Below are 19,397 nucleotides of genomic sequence, written 5' to 3' on the forward strand. Positions count from 1 at the left end.
CGACGTTGAGTTGCTCGTGTCGTGCAGTAAGTGACGGCAGTGCGAGTTTTCCTAGGTAGTTGGCGGTAGCATGGCTAGATAAGCTATGACTGACGTAAGTGTTCTTCCTCCCCAAGTTCTGCTGCATGTTGCCCAAACTCTCAACCTCCCGATGCACGGTCTGGTAGCGGTCATTACGCTTCTGGATGAGGGAGGGACGGTGCCTTTTATTGCGCGGTATCGCAAGGAGGCTACTGGCAATCTCGACGAGGTGCAGATTCGCGATATCGAGGAGAAGCTCGCTTACTTCCGCGATCTGGGTGCGCGGCGAGCTACGATTCTGGCTTCGATTGCGGAGCAGGGCAAGCTGAGCGATGAGTTGAAGGCTCGGATCGAGGCGACTCTTGATAAGAGCGAGCTTGAGGATCTGTATCTTCCGTATCGGCCGAAGCGACGGACGAAGGCGACGATCGCTCGTGAGAAGGGGTTGGAGCCGCTCGCGCTTTATCTGTGGGAGCAGAAGGTTGGAGATGAGCCGCTGAGCTTGGTGGCTCCGCGGTTTGTCGATGGCGAGAAGGGCGTTGCTTCGGTGGAGGAGGCGCTTGAGGGCGCGAGACATATCGTTGCAGAGATGATTAGCGAGAGCGCAGACCTGCGAAAGGCCGTTCGTGCGCTGATGTTTGATGAAGGCGTAGTTGTGAGCCGTAAGGCGTTGGACGCGGTGGATGAGCAGGAGAAGTTCAAGATGTACTACGAGTATCGCGAGCCGGTGAAGACGATTCCGTCGCATCGGATGCTCGCGATTCGCCGCGGTGAGAGCGAGAACGTTCTTTATTTTTTGATTGAGTTGGAGACGGCACAGGCGGTGAGTGTGTTGCGGCGCGGAGCGCTGCGGGAGCAGGGGGACTGGACACCGCAGTTGGAGTTGGCCGTTGAGGATTGCTGGTCGCGGCTGCTGAACTCGTCGATCCAGGGCGAGCTGCGGCTGGAGTTGAAGAAGCGCTCGGATCTGGATGCGATCCAGGTATTTCGGGAGAACCTGCATCATCTGTTGCTGGCTCCGCCGGCGGGGCCAATCTCGGTGCTGGGGATTGATCCGGGGCAGAGGACCGGGTGCAAGGTTGCGGTGGTGGATGAGACGGGGAAGTTCCTCGCCAATGATGTGCTGTATCTGCATACGTCGAAGGGCGCTGCGGAGGCGGCGGGCAAGACGCTTGAGGCTCTGGTGGTGAAGCATCAGGTGAGGGCGATTGCTATCGGGAATGGGACGGCTTCGCGGGAGACGGATGCGTTTGTGCGGGAGTTCCTGCGCGAGCGGGGGCTGGAGAAGATCTTCTCGGTGACGGTGAGCGAGTCGGGAGCGAGTATCTATTCGGCTTCGGATGTGGCGCGGCAGGAGTTTCCGGACCTCGACCTGACGGTGCGTGGGGCGATCTCGATCGCTCGGCGATTGCAGGATCCTCTTTCGGAGCTGGTGAAGGTGGATCCGAAGTCGATTGGCGTTGGGCAGTATCAGCATGATGTGGATCAGAGGCAGTTGCAGCAGTCGCTGGAGACGGTGATTGAGAGCTGCGTGAATCGGGTCGGTGTTGATCTGAATACTTCGTCGTGGACTTTGTTGCGTTATGTTTCCGGCGTGACGGAGCGGACGGCGCTGAATATCGTGAGTTACCGAAACGAGCATGGCCGGTTTCGTTCGCGGACGCAGTTGATGAAGGTTCCTGGAATCGGGGCGAAGACGTTCGAGCAGGCTGCGGGATTTCTGCGGATTCGTGATGGAGAGAATCCGCTGGATATGACTGCTGTTCATCCGGAGTCTTATGCGGTGGTGGAGCAGATTGCGGCTTCGTTGAAGGCTCCGGTGGAGGAGTTGATCAAGAGTCCGCAGCTGCTCGAGAAGGTGGATAAAAGCGCGGTTTCGGCGGGGAGTTTTACGCTGAACGACATTCTGGAGGAGTTGAAGAAGCCGGGACGCGATCCGCGGGACAAGTTTGTTGCGCCGAGCTTCAACGAGAGTGTGCGGGAGCTGTCGGATGTGATGCCGGATATGGTGCTGGAAGGTGTGGTGACGAATGTGACCAAGTTTGGTGCGTTCGTCGATATCGGGGTGCACCAGGATGGGCTGGTGCATATCAGTGAGCTGTCGGTGAAGTTCATCAAGGATCCCTCTGAGGCTGTGAAGGCTGGGCAGATTGTGAAGGTGAAGGTGCTGTCTGCGGATGCGAAGACGAAGCGGATTGCGCTTTCGATCAAGGCGCTGCACGAGCCTGGGCCGAGAGGTGTTCGTCCTGCAGACGGTGGTGCTCGGGGTGGGGCGTCTCCCAAGGAGCAGGGGCCGAAGGAGCAGGGAAGGCCGACGGGGAAGACTCAGGTTCAGGGGAAGGCTCATGCTGTTGCTCCGGTGAAGGCTCCGATCTCTTTCGATGACAAGCTAGCGATGCTGTCTTCCAAGTGGAAGGGGCAGTAGTCCCGTTTCTTATCGACATGGAGGCGACCCCCTCCCCCCTCCTATTACACGCGTGTAAGTTATTTGTAATCAGCTGCTTGTGAGCCAAGAGGGTCTGTAAAAACGTCTTAACAAAGGGGTTACTTGCAGAATCGTCATTCCAAAAGACTTAGGTTCGTTTGTGGTTACAAAAGGAGTGCCCCGCTTTCGCGGGGCATTTTTCTGCTCATTAATTCAAATCTAAAGGATTGGGCATAACTAATGCGCAACGTGAATTCCCGCGAATGACGCGGGTTTTGGTGAGTTTGGGGCTTGACACGTGATTTTGCCGTGATTTTTGAAGTAGAGGCAGGGGATTTTTTACTTCGATTGGAGACGGCAAAGTCGAAGGTAGTGAAGGCAAAGGCAAAGACGAAATACGGGGATCCTTCGACTGCGTGACTCACAAAGTGCCGTGAGTCACTTCGGCTCAGGATGACGGTGTCGTGGGTGGTGTTGTGGAAAGGCGAAGACAACTGCAACTGCAAAGGTACGTGCAACTGCGCAGGCAACTGGAAAAGCAGAGACGAAGACGAAATACGGGGGTCTTGACGGATACTGCAGCATGTATCGGTTCGCTGCAACTGAGAGCTGTAGCCGCAATCCGCTGCGCGGCTCACGATAGGACTGTGAGCCGCTTCGGTCGAGATGACGCTTGTTGTGCGGGTGCGAAGGAGAACAAGCAACGGCAAAGGACAAATGATGGTCCTTCGGCTACGCTTTCGGGGCGGATTAGGTTCGCGTGGTGATTTGGGCGGTGCGGGCATGCCAGATGTCGAGCAGGGTGGAGGCAATGGTGAAGATGACCGGGCCGAGGATGATGCCGAGGGGACCGAAGACTGCGATGCCACCGAGGATGGTGATGAGGATGATGGCGGTGTGGGAGCGCAGGTGTCCGCCGATGAGGGTGGGGTAGAGGATGTTGTCGATGGTGCTGACGATGAGTCCGCCCCAGATGGCGAGCAGGGCGGCCTTGCCCCAGTGGCCGTTGAGGCCGAGGTAGATGGCGATGGGTCCCCAGACTAGGAAGGCTCCGAAGGCCGGGATCATGGCGAAGGCGGTGAGGGTGATGGACCAGAGGATGACGCCGGGGACACCGAGAACCCAGAAGGCGAGACCGGCGAGGACTCCCTGTACGAGTGCGATGGCGAGGCGGCCGAGGAAGGTGGCGTAGATGGTGTCGTCGATGCGTTCGAGCAGCTCGCTGGTCTCGTCTTCGCGGAGGGGGATGAGGGAGCGGAGGGCGGTGAGGGCGAGCTGGCGGTCGCGAAAGAGGAAGAAGAGGAGGAAGAGCATGACGACCATCTCGGTGATGAGATGGACGGAGTTGCCGAGGACCATGGCCGCTTTGCTGCCGACGTAGGCTGCGGTGGTGCGGGCGGCGTTGTTGACGTCGATGGAGGCGGAGAAGGCTTCGATGCGGTTGGCGAGTGCGGGATGGTTGCCGATGTAGTCGGTGACGAGGTTCTGGGTGTTGGGGTTGCGTAGGGAGACGATGGCGCGGAGGGCTTGTTCGCCTAGCTCCTGTGCGAGGAAGAAGCCTGGGACGATGACGGCGAGGATGACGAGGATGAGGGCGACGGTGGCGCAGGTGGTGCGGTGTGGGATGCGGGTGGAGAGCCAGTTGTAGGGGACCTCGGTAACGACCGCGAGCACGATGGCGCCGACGATGGCAGAGAAGAACGGGTGGAGGATTAAGGCGCAGAGGATGAGAGTGGCGAAGGTGAGAAGGTAGAGGGTGATTTGTCTCCAGGGTGGGGATTCTCTGCCTTCTTGCATTGGGTAAGCACTCCAGTGGTTGGGTTAGATGCGAATGTAACTGGTATGGGCTGAGATTAGAATACGTTGACTATTGACGAATCGAGTAATGGTCGAGGAGGTTGGCTGATGGCGCATCTTGAACCCTGGCTTGCAGTGGGTGTGTTGCTGTCGACGGCGGCGACCGACGCAGTGTATGTGATGTTCAACGCGGCGGTGTCGTCGCAGCGACGATTGCCGGCGGCTACGTGGAGCAGCGTGTGGTATCTGCTGTCGGCGTTTGCCGTGATCAGTTATACGAAGAACTGGGTCTATGTCTGCTTTGCGGCGGTGGGGTCATGGATTGGGGCTTATGTGTCGATGACGGTGTTGCGGCGGGCGAAGGGGCCGCGGGGGCCGGAGGCGGTTTAGGTTTGGAGATTTTGTGCAGCTGGAACGAGGCGAAATACAGGGATCTCTCCGCTGCGTCGCGCGATAAGGCTGCGCGACTTCGGTCGAGATGACGATTGATCAGGGTGATCGGGGTCAGCGTTTTTTGAGGGCTTCGAGCTCGTCGAGGGTTCGGGGCCAGTCTTTGCCGAGGAGGCGGGAGAGGCTTCGGTCAGCGAGGACTTTGCCTCCTGTCTGACATTGGGCGCAGTAGTTGGTCTCGTTGTCGGCGTAGCGGATGCGTTGGATGGGTTGGCCGCAGGTGGGGCAGGGTTGGCCGAAGCGTCCGTGGACGGCCATGTCTTTGCGGAAGGCGGTGACTTTTTCGGGGAAGGCCTGGGCGGCTTCGGTGGTGAGGCGAGCTATCCAGAGCTGCATGGTGTCGCGGGTGGCGTTGTAGAGGCGCTCCCACTGCTCTGGGCTTAGCTTCGCGGTTTGGAGGATGGGGGAGAGCTGGGAGGCATGGAGGATCTCGTCGGAGTAGGCGTTGCCGATGCCGGAGAGGATGCGAGGGTCGGTGAGGGCTCGCTTGAGGGTGCGGTTTTCGGTGGTGAGGGCGGTGCGGAAGTCTTCGAGGTTGGCGATGAAGGTGTGGCCCTGGAAGAGTTCGAGGCCGCCGGGGTCGATCTGTTGGGCGGCGGCCTGGTTGGCGAAGAGGTGGAGGGAGGCTCGGCGTTTGGAGCCGGCTTCGGTGAGGACGAGCGAGCCGTGGGGGAAGTCGAAGGCGGCGAGGTTGTTGCGGCCGCCTAGTTTTGCGCCGAGGGGACGCCAGTGGAGGCGGCCAGCGATCATGAGGTGCAGGACTAGCCAGATCCCGTTGTCGAACTCGAAGACGATGCGTTTGCCGATGCGGTGGAGGGCGCTTATGGTGTGGCCTTCGATCTCCTTGAGGGATGGGCGAACGGTTCGGAGGAGGAATGGGCTGGCTATGCGGAGGTGGGTAAGGGGCTGGCCGAGGATGCGTGGTTCGAGTGCTGAGAGATAGGCCGTGATGTCGGGTAGCTCTGGCATGGGCGTCAGCCTCGGATGAATTGTAGCGGAGGAGAGCGGTTGTCCTGTGGATGAGGCTGCAGATCGGAATCGATGTGTGGGGTACTCGGCGTGGCGTGCTGTTTCCCGTGGTGGTTGTAGAGGCTAGTCTTTTTCGATGATGGCGTCGGGTTGTTGGGCGTACTCGGCCCATGAGCCGTCGTAGAGACTGACGTTTTTTGCGCCGGCGAGCGAGAGGCCGAGGGCGATGACGGCAGCGGTGACTCCGGAGCCGCAGGTGGTGGTGATGGGTTGGTGGAGGTCTACTTTTTTTGCGGCGAAGAGTTGCTGAAGTTTGTCTGCGGGTTTGAGGCGGCCGTCTTCCAGGAGTTCGGTGAAGGGGATGCTGGTGGCTCCGGGCATGTGGCCGGAGGAGAGGTTGGGGCGTGGCTCGGGGGCTGTGCCGTTGAAGCGGGCTGCGGAGCGGGCGTCGAGGATTTGTTGGTGGGTGGTGAGTTGTTCTTTGAGTTGGGCGAGGTTCTTTACGGCTTCGTGGTTGAGGTTGGCTTGGAAGGTGGCGGGTGCGCGGTGGGCGGGGCCGGATTCTGTTGGGAGGCCGGCTTCGGTCCAGGCGCGGAGGCCGCCGTCGAGGAGGTAGACGTTCTTCGCGCCCATCGTGCGGAGCATCCACCAGGCTCGGGGGGCGGAGAAGACACTTTCTTGCTCGTAGATGACGATGGTGGCGTTGTCGGCGATGCCGAGAGTGGACATGCTGCGAGAGAAGGCTTCGGCTGTGGGCAGCATATGGGGGAGAGGGCTGGAGTGGTCGGAGAGGTCTTCGATGTCGAAGAAGAGGGCGCCGGGGATGTGCTTGTCGAGGTAGCGGGCGCGGGTGTCGATGGGTGGGGTGACGCCGACGGGAGGGAGGGTGGCGTCGAGGATGATAGTGTTGGGATCCTGGAGGCGAGGGGACAGCCATTCGGGGGTGACTAGGGGATTCATGAGACTAGATTACTGTGTGGGTGGCTGAGGAAGGGGTGGAGGGCAAGTGTGGTCGTCCTTCGGCGATGCTTACATCTGAAGAATCGAGATATGGCACTCGGCGAGGTCGGACGCCGACGGATAATAAGCTTGGGTTCAGCGATGTGCGTTTTTGTGCGCCTGAATGGGATAGGCCCCGGGGTGCTTCCATGAAGAGATGGGTCATTGCAATCTGTTTCGTTGCGCTGCCTGCGCTAGGTCAGGTAAATAACGGCGAATTGCATGTGGCGGTCACGGATCCGTCGGGCCATCCTGTGAAGACATCAGTTGCTGTGACGAGTACGGGGAATCAGTATGCCAATACGCTGAGCACGGACGCTTCGGGGAGGGTGGCAGTGAAGACGCTGCCTTACGGGCTTTACGTGATTCGCGTGCAGGAGCCTGGATTCAGCGCGGCGGTGCGGGCAGTTGAGGTGAGGTCGCCGATTCCTGCCGAGTGCAGTATTCCGCTTGAGATTGCACAGGTGGCGACGTCGGTCACGGTGGAGGATTCGGATACGTTGATCGATCCTCATAGCTCGTCTTCGATTATGCAGATTGGTTCGAAGCAGATTGAGGAGCGATTGATTTCGCTGCCGGGTAGGTCCGTGCAGGATCTGGTGAACTCGCAGCCTGGCTGGCTGTATGAGGGGAATGCGGTGTTGCATCCTCGCGGGTCGGAGTACCAGACGCAGTTTGTGATTGATGGAATTCCACTGACGGATAATCGCTCGCCCCGCTTTGGCCCTGAGGTTGAAGCGGATGATGTGAATTCAATGAGTATCTATACGGCGGGTTTTCCGGCGGAGTATGGGCGGAAGATGGGTGGCGTCGTCGAGATCAATACGAAGAGAGAGACAAACGCCGGACTGCATGGGCAATTTGTTCTCTACGGTGGCAGCTATGACACGGCGGCTGGGTTTGGTCATGTGCAGGATGTCTGGGGTAAGAACACGTTAGGTGGAACGGCATCGGGTAGTATGACCAGCCGCTACCTGAATCCTGTGGTTCCGGAGAACTTTACGAATAAGGGAACCACGGGGCACTTTTCTGTCAGGTACGAGCGTGATTTTACGGAGAGGGATCGGTTGAGTGCGACGGTGCGGCACGAACTTTCGCGCTTTCTCATTCCGAATGAATTGCTGCAGCAGACTGCGGGACAGGTGCAGAACGGCGATAACTTTGAGACCTTGGGGGCGATGAGTTATCAACATATTTTTTCGCCGGTGATGCTGGGGACTCTTGCCGGCATGGTGAGGGATAACGCGAATAACCTCTATTCCAATGAGGATTCGACGCCGATTGTCGCTTTTCAACATAACTATTTCCGCGAGGGATACTTCAAGGGAACTTTGTCTGTCCACCACGGCAACCAGGAGTGGAAGGGTGGGGTTGAGTCGGACGCGACGTTTCTTCATGAACAGTTCAATTACAGGATTACTGATCCTGATCAGTTTGATGAGGGGACGCCGAATCCGCTCTCGTTTGCGGAGCAGCGGCCTGACCTGGAGCAATCTGCTTTTGTTGAGGACCTGGTCCGGTTGGGAGAGTGGACTGTCAGTGCGGGCCTGCGGTGGGATCATTATCAGCTGCTGTTGAATCAGAGTGCATTTAGTCCGCGGCTGTCGGTTGGGCGGTATCTGCCTAAGGCGAACATGGTTCTTCATGCGGCTTATGACCGTGTCTTTCAGACGCCTTCGTTTGAAAATATTCTGCTGTCCAGCTCTCCGCAGGTCGCTTCGCTGAACCCTCGTTTTTTGAGATTGCCGGTGCAGCCTTCGAAAGGGAACTACTACGAGGGCGGACTTATCAAGGGTTTCTCTGAAAAGCTGCGGGTTAGTGTGAACTTCTATCGCCGCGATGCCAGGAACTTTGCCGATGATGATCAGCTTTTGAATACGGGAGTCAGTTATCCCATCGCGTTTGATAAGGCTGTTATCTATGGCGCCGAGGGGAAGCTGGATGTTGTTCAGTGGGGCAAGCTTACCGGTTTTGTCAGCTACTCCTACATGGTGGGGAACGCGTGGTTTCCGGTTACTGGCGGGCTCTTTCTTGGCGACGATGCCGGTAACGCAGAGAGTGAGTTGGCGGGGCACTTTCCGGTTTCGCAGGACCAGCGCAATACGTTGCGGACGCGATTCAAGTATGAGTTGATGCCGCGGTTGTGGGTTGCGGGTGGGCTGACCTTTGGATCAGGTTTGCCGTTTGAGTATGGAGGGACGGAGGAGATGGCGCTGGCTCAATATGGGCCGCAGGTGGTCGATCGGCTTAACTTTGAGCGCGGGCGGGTTGATCCGGCGTTGGCTGTCAGTGCCTCGGTGGGGGCGGACCTGATCAAGTCGGAGAAGTGTGTGATGCGGATTCAGGTGGATGGGGACAACTTGAATAATCGGCTGAATGTGCTTGACTTTGGAGGGCTGTTTTCGGGGAATGCGATTGCGCCGGGGCGTAGTGTCTATGCACGGCTGTCGGTTAGTTTTTAGTTGGAGAACGGTCGTTCTTCGGACGATGCCCACATCTTAATATCGAGATATGGCCCCGGCTAATGCTGTCGACGAGGGGTAGGTATAAGATTCTCCGTCAAAGGAGAAACTCATGGTACGTCGATTATTTCTGTCACGATTTGCGCAATTGGCGGCTCTTCCCTTCACTTTTGGTGGTCGTTCGCTTGTGGGGCAAGCTCCGCACAAGACGCTGAAGATCATGATGAAGAGCGCGTGGGGTTCCGACGATCCGACCAAGGCGGGGTTTCCCTTTCTGCATGGGCTGGCGCTCGCGGAAGCTGGACACGAGGTGCAGTTTTTCCTGCTGGGGGAGGCAGTTGGATTAATGCGAAAGACGCTTGCGAATGCAGTTACGCCAGTTGGATGGCCGCCTGTGGGGGAGACGCTGGATAAGCTCGCCGCGAAGCATATTCAGATCTACGCTTGTGGGACGTGCTCCCGTGCCAGAGGAGTGACTGAGGGGGATCTGAATAACTATGGGGCGAAGTTTGGTAACCCGACGATATTTGTGTCGCTGGTGGAGTGGGCGGATCGGGTGATCACGGAGTAGTGTCTGGAGGTTGAAGAGTGCGGTCGTCCTTCTGACGATGCACCCGTGTCAAATCGAGATATGACGCACCCGCCGTGCCAATGAACGTAGAAATTACGGCGGCATTTGCAAGTCGTGGATAACGTAGTCAGATGGCGGTCGATATTGCTTGGTATCAGGTTCTCCCAAATTGATGTCTATCAGCTCGTTTCTGGTGCTTCCGCTGCTTGGATCGTCGTTGGTTTCTAGAACCACGATCTTCAGTTTAGGGCTGTACCAAATCTCGTGGACGACGATGTAGGGTTTGTCATTTTGATTCCGTCCAATAGCAACCGTATAGCTGCTGCGCGTGCCTTCGACGACGAGGCCTTGAATATTTCTCGTGCCTAGTTTTTCGACTCCTGTATTTGAAGTGTTCGCCTGTTCATTGCACGGGCACGCGGTCTCCAAAGCATCCCGTTTCAGATCGCTTTGAGGCCAGTGAATAATCTTCGCTTCTTTTGAGGTCGAATCCCACTTTGTTTTGGTGTTCGCAACCGGATCGTCTATTCGATACAGCATTTCACTCCCAAGAATACTTTTGTTTCCTTCCAGGTATGTCCAGTGGCGCTCACCGGCGCTGAAAGTGCGTCCCTGTGAATCGCGTGCTTCGCTGCCACCTGATTCGTCACGTGTGAGAGTTCCATCGGCTTTCTTCGTATAGGAGATGAAATGCCGTTTCGCCGAGTAGGGAGCATCCAAAATCGGATAATCTGCGTTGTCTGAAGCAGACTTTTCGGGATGCGCGCTGGTCTGCGCGATAGCTGGGGACGCAGCTAGAATCCCGAGCAAAGGAAAGAGGACCAGAAGTCTGATCTGTGACATGGGGAGATATTACTGCTGCTAGATCTTAAAGTTCCATGGCGAATTGGTGGGTGGGGTCGTAGGGGGTGGGTTTGGGTTCGGTGGAGAGGTCTAGGATGAGGCGCTCGAGGACGAGGAGTTTGTTGGCGGGGGAGCTGCGGAGTTCGAGGTCGGCGCGGGCTACGAGGCGGATGGCGCGGGTGAGCTCGCGGCGGGATTTGTAGCGGCGGGCCTGCTTGATGAGGTCTTCGGCGGCGAAGGGGGGCATGCGGAAGCCCTGCCATAAGGCCTGCCAGATGGCGCGGGAGTCGCGCACGTTTTTCTCGGAGATGATGAGCATCTGGCGAAAGGTGCGGGCGAGCATGTAGAGATGGCCGATGGCGGCGTCTTCGCCACCGTCGGAGGCGTTGAGGAGACCGTGGAGGAGGAGGAGGGCGCGGGGGCGGTCCTTGGCGGAGATGGCGTCGGTGAGCTCGTAGAGGGAGCGCTGCTTGGCGGCGAGGACCATGGTTTCGACGTCGCCGAGGGTGACGCGGTTTTTGGTCAAGGGCTGGGCTGATGGGGTCGGTAGAAAAGCGGGTTGCTCCGCTGCGGCGGCAAGTGCTATGCCTCCGGTCGAAATGACGTCCTGACTTTGTGGCGCGGAGGAAGAGAACGGTCGAGCTTCGCTCGATACCCCACCCTTTGCCAAAGGCGCAAAGGATGGGGCACCCGCTTCTGCGGTCGGGAGGACGCCTTCTCTTGGTTGGGCGGTGGGGGCGCTGACGTAGAGGAGGAGCTTTTCGAACTCGCTGGCGATGAGCATCATGTCGGCGCCGAGGGAGTCGACGAGTTCGCGGGCGGCGTCGGGGTCGAATTTTATGTTGCGGGATTCGGCGGTGGTGGTGACCCATTTGATGGCGTCGTTTTCGTCTACACGGGCTAGTTCGACGGTGCCGCACCAGTCGCCGAGGGTCTCGCGGATCTTTTCGAAGCGCTCCTTGTCCTGGTAGTCCATCTTGCGGAGGTCGGTGGGGATGCGGAGGTGGTCGGCGACGAAGAGGAGGAGGGCTTGCGGGTTGGGGGAGCGGAAGTAGGCGTCGATGGCGGCGAATTCTTCTTTTTTGCTGGCGCGTCCGTAGAGGGTTTTGAGGTTGCGGACGAAGAGGACCTGGAAAGGCGCCATGAGGGAGGGGGTCTGGGCGCGGTCGAGGACCTCGAAGATGCCGGTTTCGGCGAGGTCGAGGTCGTGGAGGCAGAAGTCGCGGGTGTCTTCGGGTGCAAGGGTGGCGAGGACGGCTTTGCGGCAGCGGTCGTAGAGGAAGACCTCGTCGCCGACGAGAACGTAGGCGGGGCGGAGGGTAGCTGGGGAGGCGATCTCTGTGACGAAGCGATCGACGGAGGCGAAGGACTTGAGAGAGGCCATCAGAACGACTCCAGCATATCGCTTACGACGGCCTGGGCGAAGTCTTTTGCGACGCGGTTGACGGCGTGGTTATCTTCCTGGATGAAGCCGGAGAGGTCCTGGGTGGACTGGTACTGCTCGCGGTAGACGAAGGCGTCGTTGCGGTAGAGGGTGTGGCCGTCGTGGGCGGTGAGGAGGACTTTGGCGGTGATGGTGATGAGGTAGCTGGAGGATTGGCCGGTGGCGCCGTCGTAGGTGAGGGGGGCGACGGTCTGGGTGAGGATGGTGCCGTGGAGGGTGGCGTCGGCGGAGTTCGAGTCGGAGGTGAGGATGTGGTAACGGGTGCGGGTGTTGAGCTCGCGGATGGTGGCCTGGGTGAAGGCCATCTCGGTGTGGAAGGCCTGGGCGTTGGTGGCGAAGACGGGGACGGCGAGGGTGCGGACGCTGGCGGGGATGTGGGTCGCGGAGCCGGCCTGGTGGTAGCCGCAGCCGGTGAGCGTGAGGAGAAGGATCGGGGTGAGGAGGCGCATGCGTCTGTCTTCTATTGTCGCATTGGTGCGGTGGCAGGGTTTTTCTGCGGAAAAAAGTGGTGCGGTGGAAGATGGCGTTTTTATTGGGGGTTTTGAAATTACGGTGTTTGGACGTGGTGTTTTGGTGATGAGAACGTGGTGGGATGCGTGGTGAATGTGGTGTTTTGGATGGTGAGTTTGAGGGTCGAAAAATGTGACACGATTTTGAACTTTATTTTCAGGGGATGTGCTGGAGGTGGGTGTTTTTGAAGAAGGTGGGGTATTTGAGGCCGAAGCCGAGCAGACGGTCGAGGGCGATGTGGGCGATCCAGATGAGGGCGATGGCGGGGGCCGCTTGCCATTGCAGGAGATAGCCTGCGAAGAGAAGGGCGATGGGGAGCCAGAGGGTGTGGACGAGGTTGTAGGTTGCGGCGCCGAGGCGGGGGTTTAGGAGGTAGCCGAACATGAAGAGATCGGGAGCGAGGAAGAGGATGGCGAAGAGAAGCCAGCTGTAGTGGAGATGCTGGTAGAGGAAGAGGGCGGCGGCGAGGAGGGAGGCTTCTTCGATGCGGAGGAGGATGGATGGCCGGGTGAGCATGAGTGTTTTATACATTGTTGCTGGGGAGATGTTCGATGCGGCATGACAGAGCAAACGCAGATCCCCTTCGGGGATGACAGCAGAAAAGCTAAAGGCAAAAGCAAAAGCAAAAGCAGAGACAGACAGGCAAAGGCTCGTTGGTTGAAAGATCCGCAAGGTTGTTGTTGGCGGGCTTCTTCGGGATACTTCACTGCGTTCAGGATGACAGCAAGAGCAACGGCAACGGCGTGCTGCGCGCACGGCGCGATCTGCCATCGAGGCTGACGCGCCTTCGGCGCCATATTTTTCTGGTGTGGGGAAAGGAAATGGCAGCCTTTGCGGCTGCCATTTTTTCATTGCTTTGTTTGTTACTTCGCTGCTCGCTTGCTTTCCAGCTTGCTATGCGGGGCTTGGTTGGCCTTCGCCGAAGCCGGGCTTGCGTCCGCCTTCTGGTTTGAGGATCTTCTGGGTCTCGCCGCCAGGGCCTGGGTCTACGCCGGAGAGCGCGGACTTGGCTGCGGGGAGCTCCTTGCCTTCGATGATCAGTTTGATCTCGGCGGCGTCCAGGGTCTCGCGCTCCAGCAGAGCGGCTGCCATGCGGTGCATGATGTCCTGGTTGGACTCGAGAATGGTGTAGGCAGACTTGTAGCCGGCGTCGACGAAGCTGCGAACCTCAGCGTCGATCTGCTTGGCGGTGTCGTCGGAGAAGTCGCGGTGCTGTCCGATCTCCCGGCCAAGGAAGACCTCCTGCTCCTTCTTGCCATAGGTCATGGGACCCATCTTGGACATGCCGAACTCGCAGACCATCTTGCGGGCGAGCTCTGTGGCGCGCTCGATGTCGTTACCGGCACCGGTGGTCATCTGCTTGAGGAAGATCTCTTCGGCGCAACGACCGCCCATGAGGGTGGCGAGGCGGGTTTCGAGATAGTCCTTGGTGACGGTGTGCTGGTCTTCCTCGGGGAGGTAGACGGTAACGCCGAGCGCCATGCCGCGGGGGATGATGGTGACCTTGTGGAGCGGGTCGGAGTGCTCGCGGAGGGCGGAGACGAGGGTGTGACCGGCCTCGTGATAGGCGGTGACCTTCTTCTCTTCGTCGGTGAGAAGCATTGATTTGCGCTCGGCGCCCATCATGACCTTGTCCTTGGCTACTTCGAAGTCATACATGTGGACTGACTTTCTGTTGTAGCGGGCGGCGGTGAGGGCGGCTTCGTTGACCATGTTGGCCAGGTCGGCGCCGGAGAAGCCCGGGGTTCCACGAGCGAGGATGTTGAGGTTCACATCTTCAGCCATGGGGACTTTCTTGGAGTGGACCTTAAGGACCTCTTCGCGGCCACGGATGTCGGGACGATCGACGATGACGCGACGATCGAAGCGGCCGGGACGGAGGAGAGCGGGGTCGAGAACGTCAGGGCGGTTGGTTGCGGCGACGAGGATGACACCGTCGTTGGACTCGAAGCCGTCCATCTCGACGAGGAGTTGGTTGAGGGTCTGCTCACGCTCATCGTGTCCGCCGCCGAGGCCTGCGCCGCGATGACGGCCTACGGCGTCGATCTCGTCGATGAAGATGATGCAGGGGGCGTTTTTCTTGCCCTGCTCGAAGAGGTCGCGAACGCGGCTTGCGCCGACGCCTACGAACATCTCGACGAAGTCTGAACCGGAGATGGAGAAGAAGGGGACGTTGGCTTCGCCGGCTACTGCGCGGGCCAGGAGGGTCTTGCCGGTTCCGGGAGGTCCGACGAGGAGAACGCCCTTGGGGATGCGTCCACCGAGGCGCTGGAACTTCTGCGCTTCGCGGAGGAACTCGATGATCTCTTTGAGCTCTTCTTTGGCTTCGTCAACTCCGGCGACATCCTTGAAGGTGATCTTCTTCTGCTGCATGGAGAGCAGACGCGCGCGCGACTTGCCGAAGCTCATGGCCTTGTTACCGCCGGACTGCATCTGGCGGAGGAGGAAGAACCAGAGGCCGAGGAGCAGGGCGAAGGGCGCGATCGAGATCAACAGGCTGAGCCACTGGTTGGGGCTCTGGTCCTTGATGGTGATGTTGACGCCGTGATCGCGGAGCGTCTTGTACATGTCGGGGTAGTTGCCCGGGATGGTGGTGTGGAACTGATTCTTGTCGTCACGGTAGTGGCCGGTGACTTCAGCGCCGTTGACCACGACGTCCTGGATCTTGCCCTGGTCGGCGTCGTTGAGCAACTGGGTCAGGCTGATGTTCTTCTCCTGGGTGCCGCCAGTTGTTTTGACGACAACCTGCCAGAGGAAGACCAAGCAGGTGATCATGAAGACCCAGATCAGAATTTGTTTGACGGTCGAGTTCAATCGAATTTCCTCATTTTTCTAGTCTGCAGCGGCCTCAAAATCGACTGGCGCTTGTCAGACCCGTCTTCGCAAGCGAAGACATACTACGGTTAGACGACGACGGTGAGGGAAGGTTCTGTGCTGTGGGATGACCCTGATTGTCAGCAAAAAGCCCTGCCTCGGTCAAGTAGTTAGATTCTACTCTTGGTCTCGGGGATTCGTGGGTTTGGAGCTGGAAATAATGATGTGACTTTAGGGTGATGGGGGATGGGGTGGTTTGGGGGTGTTCGTGCTCGATTGGGTATGACCCGGCAGGTTGCGGAGAGGATAAAAAGCATACCCCAGGGGCTAAAGCCCCTCTTCTGTGGTGGCTAGAGAGACCCAAGGCTAAAGCCTTGGGGTACCTAGGGGCAAAGGCAAGACGGTACCTAGAGGTAAAAGCACGACTAAGACGCACGAGATTAGCTGGCTATTGTTGGCGGTAGAGGCGGAGTTCGCGCGGGGAGCGGTCGGCGCGGAGGCCGCTGGGCAGGTGGAGGGTGGAGCCGGTGCGGGCGGCTACGGTAGGGTCGGAACGAAAGCCGCAGAGGGCGAGGAGGCGGGCGGTCTCGTCGAAGGTGAGGCGGGCTCCCAGCTGGCGGGCGGCGGCGCGGAGGACTCGGCGGCGGAGGGCTGGGTCGAGGGTGCGAAGGCGGTCGAGTTCGATGGAGACTTCGGAGTGGGATTGGCCGGGGGTGGTGCTGACGGCGCGGCCTCCGCCTCGGACGGGTTTGCCGGGGAGGAGGAGTTGAGGGAGGAGGCGGTTTAGTTCTGTCTGCCAGCGGGTCTCTTCCTCGCGGGCCAGCTCGGCCATGTTGGCCAGGGTCTGGTCGAGATTGGGGTTGTAGGTGCGGAGCTGGGGGAGGAGCTCGTGGCGGATTTTGTTGCGGGTGTAGGCGGTGTCGGTGTTGGTGGAGTCGGTGCGCCAGGGCTGGTTGATGGATTTCAGGAAGGCTTCGATTTCGGCGCGGCGGGTTTGCAGGAACGGGCGGAGGATCTTTCCTTTTGCGAGAGTGATTGTCGGGTGGATGGCGCTTAGGCCTTCGGTCCAGGCTCCGCGGAGGATCTTCATGAGGACGGTTTCGGATTGGTCGTCGAGGGTGTGGGCGGTGAGGATGGTGTCGGCGTGGCCTGAGGTTAGGAGGTTGGTGAAGATTTCGTAGCGGAGGTTGCGGGCGGCTTCTTCGATGGTCTCGTGTGTTTGAGCGACACGATCGGGGACGCTGGTTTGGTGGAGGTGGAGGGGGATGTCGTGGGCGATGCAGAGGTCTTCGACGAAGCGCTGGTCGGCGTCGGCTTCGGCGCCGCGCAGGCCGTGGTGGACGTGGACGGCGGAGAGGCCGATGCCGAGGGGCTCGCGTGCGGCGTGGAGGGTGAGGAGGAGAGCTACGGAGTCTGCTCCGCCGGAGAGGGCTACGCAGAGACGGTCGCCGGGTTGGATTTGGGTGCGGTCGAAGGGGAGTGGCGCGGCGGCGGACATGAGCCTTATGTTACTGACTGAGAGCAGAACGTACGCGACGAAGAGACTCAACGCTTCGCCAATTGATGCTGTGTCAGCTGAAATTATGCGGCAAATGCTTTAAGTAGCGGAGTGGATGCTTGAAAAGGTAGGAGACTGGATATTTGTACGTAGCGGTCATTTCGCCAAATGTGGTGAATTGTTCGGAATGATCCTCTACTCCGAGTCGGCCATAAGCAAAATGCGCATTGATCTGAGCAAAGCTTTGTTCGCCAGCATGAAGTTGAACGGCGTTCACACGCTCGCCGAAGAGCGGGCCGAGCCTAAAGATAACGTCATACGTGCCTGGATCGAGTTGGGCACTCCAATGTCCTGTCGCATCTGTATTCGTTGAGAGGATGACCGCCCCATTTGCTAGAAAGATCACCTGCGCTCCGGTTGGAGGCGCATCACCTTTCGCGCCTGTCAATGTACCGCTAACGAAAGCCTTATCTGTGTGTACAGGGTTACTTTGAGCTTGGCCCGATCCAGTTGCTAATGCCATACAGGCAACCAGGCCTGCAGCGTGCGTTGCCAGGGAGGTGCGATCCGTAGAGTCAAGCATGACGAGAGAGCCATCGGCACGATGAGTTACACGAGCACATAAGTGACCGCCGGTGATGTCGATGAGTTTCTCGATTTCGCACGAGGTCATGGTTGCGAAGTTGTGAACGTGTTTGTCGCAGGTCTGACAGTGTCGCCTGTGAGTAGTTCCTCGCATTGCCTCCCACGTTTCAGAGCAAGCGTTCGCAGTTTGAACGTCAAAACGTAGTGGATGGCGACTCATAAGCTTCCTTGTTCTCAATACATTGGCGTATCTTACGCTTTCGCGATGATCATTCAAGAATTTATATACTGACAGGATGTTTGAGACGAGATTGGCTACGGTTGAGGATGCGGAGTTGATTGCTCGGCAGCGGCGGCAGATGTTTGTGGATGCGGGGCAGGCAGAGGACGCGGGGCTGCAGACGATGATGGAGAACTTTGTGGCCTGGGTTCGGCCTCGCTTGATGGATGGCAGCTACGTTGGGTGGATGGTGGAGGAAGAAGGTAGCGTCGTGGCGGGGGCGGGGATGTGGATGATGGAGTTTCCTCCGCACTGGATGGATGCGCAGCCGTTGCGGGCTTATTTGCTGAACTTTTATGTGGAGCCGGAGGCGCGAGGCAAGGGGCTGGCTTATCGGCTGCTGAAGACTTCGGTGGAGGCGGCGCGGGGGCGGGGAGTGAAGGTGGTTTCGCTGCATGCTTCGAAGTTCGGCAGGCCTATTTATGAGCGGAATGGGTTTGAAGAGTCGACCGAGATGATGCTGCGGCTGGAGTAGTGCGCGCATCTTGTATACTTCGCAGGTTATGCGAGTCTTTGTGATTCTTCCAGCAGCAGGTATTGGGACGCGGATGGCCGCGGGGGGTGCGTCGGGTCCAGGTTCAGGGGCGGCGCCGAAACAGTTTCTTGCGATTGGTGGAGTGCCGGTGCTGATTCGGTCGGTGCGGGCGTTTCTTGCGGTGCCGCGCGTGGATGCGGTTTGCCTGGCGGTGCGGGCGCATGAGCGGGAGCGGGTGGAGGCGCAGATGGTCGAGTACAAGCTGGGGCCGCGCGTGCATATGGTGGAGGGTGGAGATAACCGGCAGCATTCGGTTGCGAATGCTCTGGCTGCGCTGGAGTGCGACGCGGACGATGTGGTGTTGGTGCATGATGCGGTGAGGCCTCTGATCGATCCGGCGACGATTGAGCGGACGATTGATGCGGTGGTGAAACATGGAGCGGCGATTGTGGGGCTGCCAGCGGTGGATACGATCAAGCAGGTGGAGCGGACGGCGGATGGGGCGATTGTGACGGCGACGATTCCTAGAGAGAGGATTGTGCAGGCGCAGACGCCGCAGGGTGCGCGGTTTGGGTTGTTGAGAGCGGCGTTTGTGGAGGCTGAGGCGGATGGGTTTTCGGGGACGGACGAGGCTAGTCTGCTGGAGCGGGCCGGGGTGGAGGTGGCGGTAGTGCAGGGGTCGGCGAGGAACTTCAAGATTACGCAGCCGGGGGATATTGAACTGGCGGAGTTTTATCTGGGTAAGGCGTAACGGTGATAAGGGCGATAAAAACTGATAAGAGCAAGACGAAGGTATGGTGGAATTTTGAGTGACGGCGTTGAGTTCTCTGAGCGCAATGATCTTTTGACGGAGAAGATTATTGGGTGTTCTATGAGGTTTATAACGAACTTGGGTTCGGATTTCTTGAGTCGGTTTATCGGGAGGCGATGCGGATTGCTCTGACGCAGGCAGGACTTGAGGTGCAGGCTGAAGTGTCTATTCCGGTGAGCTTTCGCGGCAGTTTGGTGGGAATGTTTCGAGCTGATCTTGTTGTGGCCGGGACGGTCGTTGTTGAATTGAAGACTGCAGAGGCGATAAGCAAAGCCCATGAGGCGCAGGTGCTCCACTATCTGAGGGCTTCGACGATGGAGGTCGGGTTAGTGATGAATTTCGGACCGGACGCCAGATTTCGACGGGTTGAGATGGGAAATGTGCGTAAGAAGAGTATGGCCGCAAGTGCTCTCCGACTGGCTGGAAACATGGGAAGATAGCTT

18 protein-coding genes are annotated in these 19,397 nt (G+C 58.8%); 8 read left to right on the forward strand and 10 right to left on the reverse strand.

Annotation, left to right across the window (positions count from 1 at the left end; all coding sequences use genetic code 11):
* The first annotated feature begins 85 nt into the window (after positions 1-85).
* Positions 86-2,446 carry a Tex family protein gene (locus tag HDF10_RS03360; RefSeq protein ID WP_183810424.1) on the forward strand — a complete coding sequence of 787 codons (2,361 nt, stop codon included), beginning with the start codon at positions 86-88 and terminating at the stop codon, positions 2,444-2,446.
* Between the two features lie 750 nt (positions 2,447-3,196).
* Here HDF10_RS03360 and HDF10_RS03365 read toward each other — a convergent pair.
* Positions 3,197-4,243: an AI-2E family transporter gene (locus HDF10_RS03365; protein WP_183810426.1), complete on the reverse strand. Its 1,047-nt coding sequence runs from the start codon at positions 4,241-4,243 to the stop codon at positions 3,197-3,199.
* 108 nt (positions 4,244-4,351) lie between these two features.
* On the opposite strand from HDF10_RS03365, the gene HDF10_RS03370 reads away from it, so the two are divergent.
* A complete protein-coding gene (locus HDF10_RS03370) occupies positions 4,352-4,633 on the forward strand; it encodes a hypothetical protein (protein ID WP_183810428.1) in 282 nt (93 codons plus the stop codon).
* Positions 4,634-4,747: 114 nt separating this feature from the next.
* On the opposite strand, the gene HDF10_RS03375 is transcribed toward HDF10_RS03370, so the two are convergent.
* Together HDF10_RS03375 and sseA are read right to left on the reverse strand one after the other, a co-directional pair.
* Positions 4,748-5,662 carry an Fpg/Nei family DNA glycosylase gene (locus tag HDF10_RS03375; protein ID WP_183810430.1) on the reverse strand — a complete coding sequence of 305 codons (915 nt, stop codon included), beginning with the start codon at positions 5,660-5,662 and terminating at the stop codon, positions 4,748-4,750.
* A 123-nt stretch (positions 5,663-5,785) separates the two neighbouring features.
* A complete protein-coding gene (gene sseA, locus HDF10_RS03380; RefSeq protein WP_183810432.1) occupies positions 5,786-6,622 on the reverse strand; it encodes a 3-mercaptopyruvate sulfurtransferase in 837 nt (278 codons plus the stop codon).
* A gap of 188 nt (positions 6,623-6,810) precedes the next feature.
* Between sseA and HDF10_RS03385 the strand changes: the two genes are divergently transcribed.
* Both HDF10_RS03385 and HDF10_RS03390 read left to right on the forward strand, forming a co-directional pair.
* Positions 6,811-9,123 (forward strand): TonB-dependent receptor, encoded by a 2,313-nt coding sequence (locus tag HDF10_RS03385; RefSeq protein WP_183810434.1) that lies wholly within the window; start codon positions 6,811-6,813, stop codon positions 9,121-9,123.
* Positions 9,124-9,235: 112 nt separating this feature from the next.
* Complete coding sequence (locus HDF10_RS03390) at positions 9,236-9,694, forward strand: DsrE family protein (RefSeq protein ID WP_183810436.1); 459 nt, start codon at positions 9,236-9,238, stop codon at positions 9,692-9,694.
* Positions 9,695-9,787: 93 nt separating this feature from the next.
* Here HDF10_RS03390 and HDF10_RS03395 read toward each other — a convergent pair whose 3' ends face one another.
* From HDF10_RS03395 to lptE, 3 genes are read right to left on the reverse strand one after another with little or no spacing between them, the layout of a single operon-like run.
* Complete coding sequence (locus HDF10_RS03395; RefSeq protein WP_183810438.1) at positions 9,788-10,537, reverse strand: hypothetical protein; 750 nt, start codon at positions 10,535-10,537, stop codon at positions 9,788-9,790.
* Between the two features lie 25 nt (positions 10,538-10,562).
* On the reverse strand, positions 10,563-11,921 hold the full coding sequence (gene holA, locus HDF10_RS03400; RefSeq protein WP_183810440.1) for a DNA polymerase III subunit delta: 1,359 nt from the start codon (positions 11,919-11,921) through the stop codon (positions 10,563-10,565).
* The gene (gene lptE, locus HDF10_RS03405; RefSeq protein WP_183810442.1) at positions 11,921-12,430 is read right to left on the reverse strand and encodes an LPS assembly lipoprotein LptE; all 510 of its coding nucleotides are present in this window, start codon (positions 12,428-12,430) and stop codon (positions 11,921-11,923) included. The genes holA and lptE overlap by 1 nt, the downstream gene beginning before the upstream one ends.
* On the opposite strand from lptE, the gene HDF10_RS03410 reads away from it, so the two are divergent.
* Positions 12,429-12,584 carry a hypothetical protein gene (locus HDF10_RS03410; RefSeq protein ID WP_183810444.1) on the forward strand — a complete coding sequence of 52 codons (156 nt, stop codon included), beginning with the start codon at positions 12,429-12,431 and terminating at the stop codon, positions 12,582-12,584. The two genes, lptE and HDF10_RS03410, sit on opposite strands and share 2 nt — an antisense overlap.
* 63 nt (positions 12,585-12,647) lie before the next feature.
* On the opposite strand, the gene HDF10_RS03415 is transcribed toward HDF10_RS03410, so the two are convergent.
* The 4 genes from HDF10_RS03415 to HDF10_RS03430 all read right to left on the reverse strand — a co-directional run bounded on the left by HDF10_RS03415 (position 12,648) and on the right by HDF10_RS03430 (position 17,326).
* Positions 12,648-13,007 (reverse strand): DUF4260 domain-containing protein, encoded by a 360-nt coding sequence (locus HDF10_RS03415; protein ID WP_183810446.1) that lies wholly within the window; start codon positions 13,005-13,007, stop codon positions 12,648-12,650.
* A gap of 378 nt (positions 13,008-13,385) precedes the next feature.
* Positions 13,386-15,305, reverse strand: a complete 1,920-nt coding sequence (gene ftsH / locus HDF10_RS03420) for an ATP-dependent zinc metalloprotease FtsH (protein ID WP_183810448.1) — start codon at positions 15,303-15,305, stop codon at positions 13,386-13,388.
* A 448-nt stretch (positions 15,306-15,753) separates the two neighbouring features.
* Complete coding sequence (gene tilS, locus HDF10_RS03425) at positions 15,754-16,803, reverse strand: tRNA lysidine(34) synthetase TilS (protein WP_183810456.1); 1,050 nt, start codon at positions 16,801-16,803, stop codon at positions 15,754-15,756.
* Positions 16,804-16,876: 73 nt separating this feature from the next.
* A complete protein-coding gene (locus HDF10_RS03430; RefSeq protein ID WP_183810458.1) occupies positions 16,877-17,326 on the reverse strand; it encodes a carboxypeptidase regulatory-like domain-containing protein in 450 nt (149 codons plus the stop codon).
* 373 nt (positions 17,327-17,699) lie between these two features.
* Between HDF10_RS03430 and HDF10_RS03435 the strand changes: the two genes are divergently transcribed.
* The 3 genes from HDF10_RS03435 to HDF10_RS03445 all read left to right on the forward strand — a co-directional run bounded on the left by HDF10_RS03435 (position 17,700) and on the right by HDF10_RS03445 (position 19,394).
* Positions 17,700-18,143 carry a GNAT family N-acetyltransferase gene (locus HDF10_RS03435; RefSeq protein WP_260177580.1) on the forward strand — a complete coding sequence of 148 codons (444 nt, stop codon included), beginning with the start codon at positions 17,700-17,702 and terminating at the stop codon, positions 18,141-18,143.
* 28 nt (positions 18,144-18,171) lie between these two features.
* Positions 18,172-18,894: a 2-C-methyl-D-erythritol 4-phosphate cytidylyltransferase gene (gene ispD, locus HDF10_RS03440; RefSeq protein ID WP_183811539.1), complete on the forward strand. Its 723-nt coding sequence runs from the start codon at positions 18,172-18,174 to the stop codon at positions 18,892-18,894.
* 113 nt (positions 18,895-19,007) lie between these two features.
* The gene (locus HDF10_RS03445; RefSeq protein WP_183810462.1) at positions 19,008-19,394 is read left to right on the forward strand and encodes a GxxExxY protein; all 387 of its coding nucleotides are present in this window, start codon (positions 19,008-19,010) and stop codon (positions 19,392-19,394) included.
* Positions 19,395-19,397: the final 3 nt, after the last annotated feature.

This window comes from Tunturiibacter empetritectus (genome assembly GCF_014201375.1).
In the GTDB taxonomy this organism is placed as follows: domain Bacteria; phylum Acidobacteriota; class Terriglobia; order Terriglobales; family Acidobacteriaceae; genus Edaphobacter; species Edaphobacter lichenicola_D.